The following is an 8,322-nucleotide window of genomic DNA, read 5'->3' on the forward strand; positions in this document are numbered from 1 at the left end:
CGCAGTGCCTCCTGCACTCGATGCCGGTCCTCCCGGTCACCCGGGTCACCGTCGGGCTGATTCATCCGAATCTTGCTCTGGACATTCCTGTTTGGGTCGTGTCACAGTCTTCATACAGTATCCGTCGACTGTATGCAATATACGGCGACCCCGTACGGATGGCTCCTACCAGGCAAGACCCGGGTGGAGCCCCGAACGAAGGAGTTGACGCACGACATGGCCACGTCACCCGATCCGGCCCCGCAAGCCACCGACCTCATCTCTGGCGGGCACCTTGTCGCCAAGGCACTCAAGGCCGAGGGCGTCGATGTCATCTACACGCTGTGCGGTGGTCACATCATCGACATCTACGACGGCTGCGTAGAGGAAGGGATCAAGGTCATCGACGTGCGCCATGAGCAGGTCGCGGCGCATGCCGCCGACGGCCATGCCCGCATCACCGGTACAGCCGGCTGTGCGGTCGTCACGGCGGGACCCGGCACCACCGATGCCGTCACCGGAGTCGCGAACGCCTTCCGGGCCGAGAGCCCCATGCTGCTGATCGGCGGACAGGGCGCGCTGAGCCAGCACAAGATGGGCTCACTGCAGGACCTCCCCCACGTCGACATGATGGCGCCGATCACCAAGTTCGCCGCCACGGTCCCGGGCACCGAGCGCGCCGCCGACCTGGTGTCGATGGCCTTCCGCGAGTGCTACAACGGCGCTCCCGGCCCGTCCTTCCTGGAGATCCCCCGGGACGTGCTCGACGCCAAGGTCCCGGTCGAGAAGGCCAGGATCCCCAAGGCGGGCGGCTACCGGGCCTCGACCCGCCAGGGCGGCGACCCCGAGGCCATCGAGAAGCTGGCCGACCTGCTGGTCAACGCCGAGAAGCCCTGCATCCTGCTGGGCAGCCAGCTCTGGACCACCCGGGGCACCGACGCGGCGATCGACATGGTCCGCACGCTGAACGTGCCGGCCTACATGAACGGGGCCGGCCGCGGCACCCTGCCGCCCGGCGACCCGCACCACTTCCAGCTGTCGCGGCGCTATGCCTTCAACAACGCCGACGTCATCGTCATCGTCGGCACGCCGTTCGACTTCCGGATGGGGTACGGCCGCCGGCTGTCGCCCGACGCGACCGTCGTACAGATCGACCTCGACTACCGCACGGTCGGCAAGAACCGCGACATCGATCTCGGCATCGTCGGTGACGCCGGCCTCGTCCTGTCGGCCGTCGCCCAGGCCGCGTCGGGCCGGGTCGACAACGGCGCCAGGGGACGCAAGTCCTGGCTGGAGGAGCTGCGCGCCGAGGAGACCAAGGCCTACGACAAGCGGCTGCCGCTGCTGAACTCGACCGCGAACCCGATCCACCCGTACCGGCTGGTCAACGAGATCAACCGGTTCCTCACCGAGGACTCCATTTACATCGGCGACGGCGGCGACATCGTCACCTTCTCCGGGCAGGTCGTGCAGCCGAAGTCCCCGGGGCACTGGATGGACCCCGGCCCGCTCGGCACGCTCGGGGTCGGCGTCCCCTTCGTCATGGCGGCCAAGCAGGCCCGCCCGGACAAGGAGGTCGTCGCGCTGTTCGGCGACGGGGCCTTCAGCCTCACCGGCTGGGACTTCGAGACGCTGGTCCGCTTCGACCTGCCGTTCGTCGGGATCGTCGGCAACAACTCCTCGATGAACCAGATCCGCTACGGCCAGGCCGCGAAGTACGGCAAGGACCGCGACCGGGTGGGCAACACGCTCGGCGACGTCCGCTACAGCGAGTTCGCCAAGATGCTCGGCGGTTACGGCGAGGAGGTCCGCGACCCCGCGGACATCCGCCCCGCGCTCGAGCGCGCCCGCGAGTCCGGCAAGCCCTCGCTCATCAACGTCTGGATCGATCCGGACGTGTACGCGCCCGGAACCATGAACCAGACCATGTACAAGTGAAAAGGAAAGCCGCCATGGGAAAGGCTCTCGACGGCGTCAAGGTCCTCGACATGACGCACGTCCAGTCTGGACCGTCATGCACGCAGATTCTCGCCTGGCTCGGCGCGGATGTGCTGAAAGTCGAAGCGCTCGGTGGGGATATCACCCGGCGTCAACTGCGTGACGTACCGGACGTCGACAGTCTCTATTTCACGATGCTCAACTGCAACAAGAAAAGCATCACGCTCAATCTGAAAGACCCCCGGGGCAAGGAGCTGTTCACTGATCTGGTGAAGCGCTCCGACATCCTCGTGGAGAACTTCGGGCCCGGCACCGTCGAGCGGCTCGGCTTCACCTGGGACGCCCTTCGCGAGCTCAACCCGACGCTGATCTACGCCTCGATCAAGGGCTTCGGCGAAGGCCCGTACACGCATCTCAAGGCGTACGAGGTGGTGGCCCAGGCCATGGGCGGATCGATGAGCACGACGGGCTTCGAGGACGGGCCGCCGACGGCGACCGGGGCGCAGATCGGCGACTCGGGCACCGGCATCCACGCGGTGGCCGCGATCCTCGCCGCCCTCTACCAGCGGGTCGAGAGCGGCCGGGGCCAGCGGGTCAACGTCGCGATGCAGCACTCGGTGCTCAACCTGTGCCGGGTCAAGATGCGCGACCAGCAGCGCCTGGCGCACGGCCCGCTGCGGGAGTACCCCAACGACGACTTCGGCGACGAGGTGCCGAGGTCGGGCAACGCCTCGGGCGGCGGCCAGCCCGGCTGGGCGGTGAAGTGCAAGCCCGGCGGCCCGAACGACTACGTGTACGTCATCGTCCAGCCGCAGGGATGGGCGCCCATCACCCAGCTGCTCGGCCGGCCCGAGCTGGCGGTCGACCCGGACTGGAACACCCCCGAGGTGCGGCTGCCCAAGCTGGGCAAGATGTTCCAGCTCATCGAGGAGTGGACCTCCGAGCACACCAAGTGGGAGGTGCTGGACAAGCTCAACCAGCACGACATCCCATGCGGCCCGATCCTGTCCACCCGCGAGATCGCCGCCGACGAGAGCCTCGTCGCCAACGAGATGATCGTGACGGTCGACCACCCCACGCGCGGCCCCTTCCAGACGGTCGGCTGCCCGCTCAAGCTGTCCGACTCACCGGTGGAGATCGAGCCGTCGCCGCTGCTCGGCGAGCACAACGAAGAGATCTACGGAGGCGTCCTCGGCCTGCCCGCTGACGAGCTCGCCGAACTCAAGTCGAACGGAGTGATCTGAGCATGGCCGACCGCGAATCCGTTCGCGCGCTGATCGACAAGGTGCGGGCCTCAGGCCGTACCGCGCTGACGGCTCCGGAGGGCAAGGAGATCTGTGACGCCTATGGCATCACGATCCCCGCCGAAGCGCTCGCGACCTCGGCCGACGAGGCCGTCTCGAGCGCCGAGGAGATGGGCTTCCCCGTCGTCCTCAAGATCGTCTCACCGGACATCCTGCACAAGACCGAAGCCGGCGGCGTGCTCGTCGGCCTCGGCTCGGCCGAGGAGGTCAGGGCGGGCCACGACAAGATCATCACTAACGCCACGGCGTACTCCGCGGACGCCGAGATCCTCGGCGTCCAGGTGCAGCAGATGCTGCCGCCGGGCCAGGAGGTGATCATCGGCGCGACCACCGACCCGACGTTCGGCAAGATCGTGGCGTTCGGCCTCGGCGGCGTGCTGGTCGAGGTCCTCAAGGACGTCACGTTCCGGCTGGCGCCGCTGGACGCCGGCGAGGCGGCCTCGATGCTCGACTCCATCGCCGCCGCCGAGGTGCTGAAGGGCGTCCGGGGGGCCGACCCGGTCGACCGCGACGCGCTGGCCGGCCTGCTCCAGCGGGTGTCGGAGCTGGTCGACGACTTCCCGGAGATCTCGGAGGTCGACCTCAACCCGGTCTTCGCGAGCGCGAGCGGAGCCGTCGCGGCCGACGTGCGCATCCTGCTCGCGGACGGGGAGCCGCGCGATGTGCCGAAGTACACCGAAGAAGAGATCCTCGCGGTGATGGAACGGATCATGAAGCCCCGGTCCGTGGCAGTGATCGGCGCGTCCAACGAGGCCGGCAAGATCGGCAACTCGGTCATGCGGAACCTCGTGGACGGCGGCTTCGCGGGCGAGATCTACCCGGTCAACCCCAAGGCCGACTCGATCTGCGACCGCAAGGCCTACCGCAGCATCGGCGACATCCCCGGCGAGGTCGACGTCGCGGTCTTCACCATCCCGGCGAAGTTCGTTCCCGGCGCCCTGGAGGAGGTCGGGGCCAAGGGCGTCCCCGCCGCGATCCTCATCCCCTCGGGCTTCGCCGAGACCGGCAACGTCGAGGCCCAGGACGAGATCGTCGCGATCGCCCGCAAGCACGGCGTGCGGCTGCTCGGACCGAACATCTACGGCTACTACTACACGCCGAGCAACCTGTGCGCGACGTTCTGCACCCCGTACGACGTGCAGGGCAGCGTGGCGCTGACCTCGCAGAGCGGCGGCATCGGCATGGCCATCCTCGGCTACAGCCGGACCAGCAAGATGGGCGTGTCGGCGATCGTCGGCTTCGGCAACAAGTCCGACCTCGACGAGGACGACGCGCTCGTCTTCTTCGGCCAGGACGACAACACCCAGTGCATCGCGATGCACCTCGAGGACCTCAAGGACGGCCGGGCATTCGTGGCGGCCGCGCGCGAGGTGTCGAAGAAGAAGCCGGTCGTGGTGCTGAAGGCGGGCCGTACGGCCCTCGGCGCGCGGGCGGCCAGCTCGCACACCGGTGCGCTCGCCGGCGACGACAAGGTGTACGACGACATCCTGCGGCAGGCCGGGGTGATCCGCGCTCCCGGTCTGAACGACATGCTGGAGTACGCCCGGGCGCTGCCCGTGCTGCCCGCACCGCAGGGCGAGAACGTCGTCATCATCACCGCGGCCGGCGGCTCGGGCGTCCTGCTCTCGGACGCCTGCGCCGACAACGGGCTGACGCTGATGGACATCCCGTCCGACCTGGACGCGGCCTTCCGTGAGCACATCCCGCCGTTCGGCGCGGCCGGCAACCCGGTCGACATCACCGGCGGAGAGCCCCCCGCGACGTTCGAGGCCACCATCCGGCTCGGCCTCGACGATCCCCGGATCCACGCGCTGATCCTCGGCTACTGGCACACGATCGTGACGCCGCCGATGGTCTTCGCCGAACTCGTCGCCCGGGTGGTCGAGGAGGCACGGGCGCGCGGAATCGACAAGCCCGTCGTCGCCTCGCTCGCCGGGGACACCGAGGTGGAGCGGGCCAGCGAGTACCTGTTCGACCACGGCGTTCCCGCCTACCCCTACACCACCGAGAAGCCCGTCGCCGTTCTCGGCGCGAAGTACCGCTGGGCACGGACCGCCGGGCTCATCCCTGGCTGATCCTCACCACTCCGCGGTCGCGCGGCCCCCGATCCCCGCCACGGGGTCGCGCGACCGCGGGGACGAGGTGCACGGCGAAGGAGGCTGTCCTTCATGACATAGGCCAAAGCAAGCACTTGGTCGCAACGCGCGAACAGAACATCGGGGCAGGGGGCACGTCCGCACCACCTCTTCCGGCGAGGAGTCGGGATGACCACGACGTCAAGTCCACACTCACCAATTCCGGATTCACCGACGACCAGCACCTACCGAGAAGTCACCGATCGCAACGGCCGCGTCTACCGCATCGGTGAGACCGACCGGGACATCATGGGCCGTCCCCGCTGGACCATGGTGCTGTTCCCCTGGATCGGCATGATGGGGATCAGCTCGTCCGAGTACGCGTTCACCTCCGCGGAGGACACCCTCCACGTCGCGCACCACTGGACCAGCGGGCATATCTTCTGGCTGCTCGGCGTCTGGGTGTTCTTCCAGGCGGCGATCGCCTTCCCCGCGGGCAAGCTGCGCGAGAGCGGCAAGCTGCCGGCCCGCAACGCGATGATGCTGGGCGCGCTCGGCACCTTCCTCGGATACCTCTCCCTCGCGTACGCACCGCACGTCTTCTGGGCCTACCTCGGCTTCGGCGCGTTCAGCGGGATGGGAGCCGGCCTCGTCTACGCGACCTGCGTGAACATGGTCGGCAAGTGGTACCCGGAGCGCAAGGGCGGCAAGACGGGCATGGTCAACGGCGGGTTCGCCTACGGCTCGGTCCCGTTCGTCTTCCTGTTCACGTCCTACCTGGACCTCAGCAACTACAAGACGGTGCTCCTCAGCGTCGGTGTCCTTCTCCTCATCGTCGTCGCCGCCAGCGGGTACTTCTTCAAGGACCCGCCGAAGAACTGGTGGCCGGCGCACGCCGACCCGCTCAAGACCTCCGAGGACCCCAGGGTCCGCCGGGCGCTGGCGAAGAACCCGCCGGCCGTGAAGCAGTTCACGCCGCGCGAGGCGATTCGCCAGCCGGTGCTGGGCCTGATGTGGGTCTGCCTGCTGTTCACCGCCGGCATCAACATCTTCGGCATCGCGTTCCAGGTGCCGTTCGGCAAGGACATGGGCTTCGCCGGCGGCATCGTGGCGACGGCCATGTCATTGAAGGCCATCGTCAACGGCACCGGGCGCGGGGTGATCGGGTGGATCTCCGACCGTTACGGGCGGCGGAACACCCTGATCTTCGTGTGCATCGTGCTCGGCATGTCGCAGTTCGGCGTGCTGATCTCGGGCTCCATGGGCAGCATGCCGTTCTTCCTGTTCTGCTCAATGGTGTCCGGATTCGGAGGCGGCGCCATCTTCCCGCTGTTCGCGGCAATGACCGCGGACTTCTTCGGGGAGAACAACAACGCCACCAACTACGGCATGGTCTACAGCTCCAAACTGATCTCCGGACTGGCCGGATCTGGCCTGGGATCGGTCGTGGTGGCCGCGTGGGACTATGAGGGCGCCTTCGTCATCGCCGGTTGCATCGGGCTCTTCTCGGCCTTCTTGGCGATCTTCCTGAAGCAACCGGGACGCGTCCGATTGAAGGACATCCAGCCCAACCCCCGGCCGATCAGCCGCGAGGACATCTGACGCTCGCTGTCGGAGGGGCGCCACCTCAGGCCGGCGTCCTCTCCTCCTTTCCACCCCCGTTCTCCTCTTCCTCCCTGCGCAGGTCGCGGGAGAACCGGCGGGTCCGGTCCGTATGGTCGCGCATGGCCTCAGCGGCCCGGTCGGCGTCACCGGCGGCGATCGCCTCGATCAGCTCAGCGTGCTCTTTCCACGACTCCCGCCCCCGCTGCGGTGCGACGGGCGTGTAGTACCAGCGAACGCGCCGGTCGACCCGGCCCGCCAGTTCGGCCAGCACCTTGTTCCCCGACAGTTCCATGATCGCGGCGTGGAACGCGGCGTTGGCGCTCACGATCGAATCGACGTCTCCGCCGGCCAGTGCCTGCACTCCCTGCTCGTACAGCTCTCGGAGCAGACCGATGCTCTCCGGGGTGGCGCTCAGCGCCGCGAGCCGTGCGGACTCGGTCTCCAGCAGCGACCGGACGGCCAGCAGCTGGTCGGCCTCCTCCTCGGTGGGCACGTGCACGAAAGCGCCCTGCGCCGGCCGCAGGTCGACCCAGCCCTCGCTGCTCAGGCGCTGGAGCGCCTCACGCACGGGCTGCCGCGAGATCCCGAGATGGGCCGCCAGCTCGCTCTCGACGAGATGCTGTCCAGGCTGCAGCGCGCGCGTGACGATCAGATTCAGCAGGGCATCGTAAACGCCCTCCCGGAGCGGGGCCGGCCGCTTCAGCCGGGGCACGGATACGCCCGTCGAAGGCGCGGAGGGGAACATCGCGTCAGCTCCATCAGGAGGTCTGGGTTCTTGTAGACAGTCTACTGCCTACCGCTGGACCCAGCCGGAATTTTCAAGTGGCGTGACTCACACCATTTCACCCTAAGTAAAAGCGAGATCACTTATCCACGGCAGGGAAATGTCCGAGAAACGTCGGCGCAATATCCAGGTATTCACCAGAAATAAAAGCTCGGTCGTCACGACGGCAGCGCGAGCAACTCGACCTCATCTCCCCGCCATCCGGGCGGCACGACGGCGAGCGCGTCCGCGAGCGCCGCTCCCCACAACAGGCCGGGCCGATCGTGACCGACCGGGACGGCCCCGTCAGCGGTGCGCCGCACCGCCACTATGCGCGTATCGGCCGGGTGCGCCGCGACCTCGCCGGCGAGCCGTACCCGCTCCACCGCCGGCCGGGGCCGCCCTCTCATCACCGTCAGCACCGGAACGAGGAGCGTCAGCGCGGCGACCAGGGCGGCGAAGGGGTTGCCCGGCAGGCCCACGACCAGCCGCCCGTCACCGAGCCGGGCCAGCAGTTGCGGATGCCCCGGCCGGCACGCCACCCCCTCGACCAGGAACTCCGCCCCCGCCTCGGCCAGCACGCCGCGCACATGATCGGCCGGTCCGCGCGAGCAGGCACCGCACACGACGACGACGTCCGCGCCGCCGGCCGCCGCGA

General features: G+C 68.3%; 6 protein-coding genes. 4 read left to right on the forward strand and 2 right to left on the reverse strand.

Going from position 1 to position 8,322, the window contains the following annotated elements; all coding sequences use genetic code 11:
* The first annotated feature begins 216 nt into the window (after positions 1 to 216).
* From HKK72_RS32180 to HKK72_RS32195, 4 genes are all read left to right on the forward strand, one after another.
* Positions 217 to 1,917, forward strand: a complete 1,701-nt coding sequence (locus HKK72_RS32180) for a thiamine pyrophosphate-binding protein (protein WP_187238203.1) — start codon at positions 217 to 219, stop codon at positions 1,915 to 1,917.
* Positions 1,918 to 1,931: 14 nt separating this feature from the next.
* Positions 1,932 to 3,161 (forward strand): formyl-CoA transferase, encoded by a 1,230-nt coding sequence (gene frc / locus HKK72_RS32185; protein WP_187238204.1) that lies wholly within the window; start codon positions 1,932 to 1,934, stop codon positions 3,159 to 3,161.
* Between the two features lie 2 nt (positions 3,162 to 3,163).
* Positions 3,164 to 5,296: an acetate--CoA ligase family protein gene (locus HKK72_RS32190; RefSeq protein ID WP_187238205.1), complete on the forward strand. Its 2,133-nt coding sequence runs from the start codon at positions 3,164 to 3,166 to the stop codon at positions 5,294 to 5,296.
* 189 nt (positions 5,297 to 5,485) lie between these two features.
* Complete coding sequence (locus tag HKK72_RS32195) at positions 5,486 to 6,898, forward strand: OFA family MFS transporter (protein ID WP_187238206.1); 1,413 nt, start codon at positions 5,486 to 5,488, stop codon at positions 6,896 to 6,898.
* A gap of 25 nt (positions 6,899 to 6,923) precedes the next feature.
* Here HKK72_RS32195 and HKK72_RS32200 read toward each other — a convergent pair whose 3' ends face one another.
* Positions 6,924 to 7,646, reverse strand: coding sequence for a GntR family transcriptional regulator (locus tag HKK72_RS32200; RefSeq protein ID WP_187238207.1), 723 nt, complete (start codon positions 7,644 to 7,646; stop codon positions 6,924 to 6,926).
* A 197-nt stretch (positions 7,647 to 7,843) separates the two neighbouring features.
* Positions 7,844 to 8,322: molybdopterin-binding protein (locus HKK72_RS32205; protein WP_261987416.1), on the reverse strand; the 479-nt coding region annotated here is incomplete at its 5' end.

The organism is Actinomadura sp. HBU206391 (assembly GCF_014323665.1).
Taxonomy (GTDB): domain Bacteria; phylum Actinomycetota; class Actinomycetes; order Streptosporangiales; family Streptosporangiaceae; genus Actinomadura_C.

What these genes read in the sequence shown, in the direction of transcription:
- HKK72_RS32180 (WP_187238203.1), top strand. Translation starts at nt 217, where the DNA reads ATGGCCACGTCACCCGATCCGGCCCCGCAAGCCACCGACCTCATCTCT.
- frc (WP_187238204.1), top strand. Translation starts at nt 1,932, where the DNA reads ATGGGAAAGGCTCTCGACGGCGTCAAGGTCCTCGACATGACGCACGTC.
- HKK72_RS32190 (WP_187238205.1), top strand. Translation starts at nt 3,164, where the DNA reads ATGGCCGACCGCGAATCCGTTCGCGCGCTGATCGACAAGGTGCGGGCC.
- HKK72_RS32195 (WP_187238206.1), top strand. Translation starts at nt 5,486, where the DNA reads ATGACCACGACGTCAAGTCCACACTCACCAATTCCGGATTCACCGACG.
- HKK72_RS32200 (WP_187238207.1), bottom strand. Translation starts at nt 7,646, where the DNA reads ATGTTCCCCTCCGCGCCTTCGACGGGCGTATCCGTGCCCCGGCTGAAG.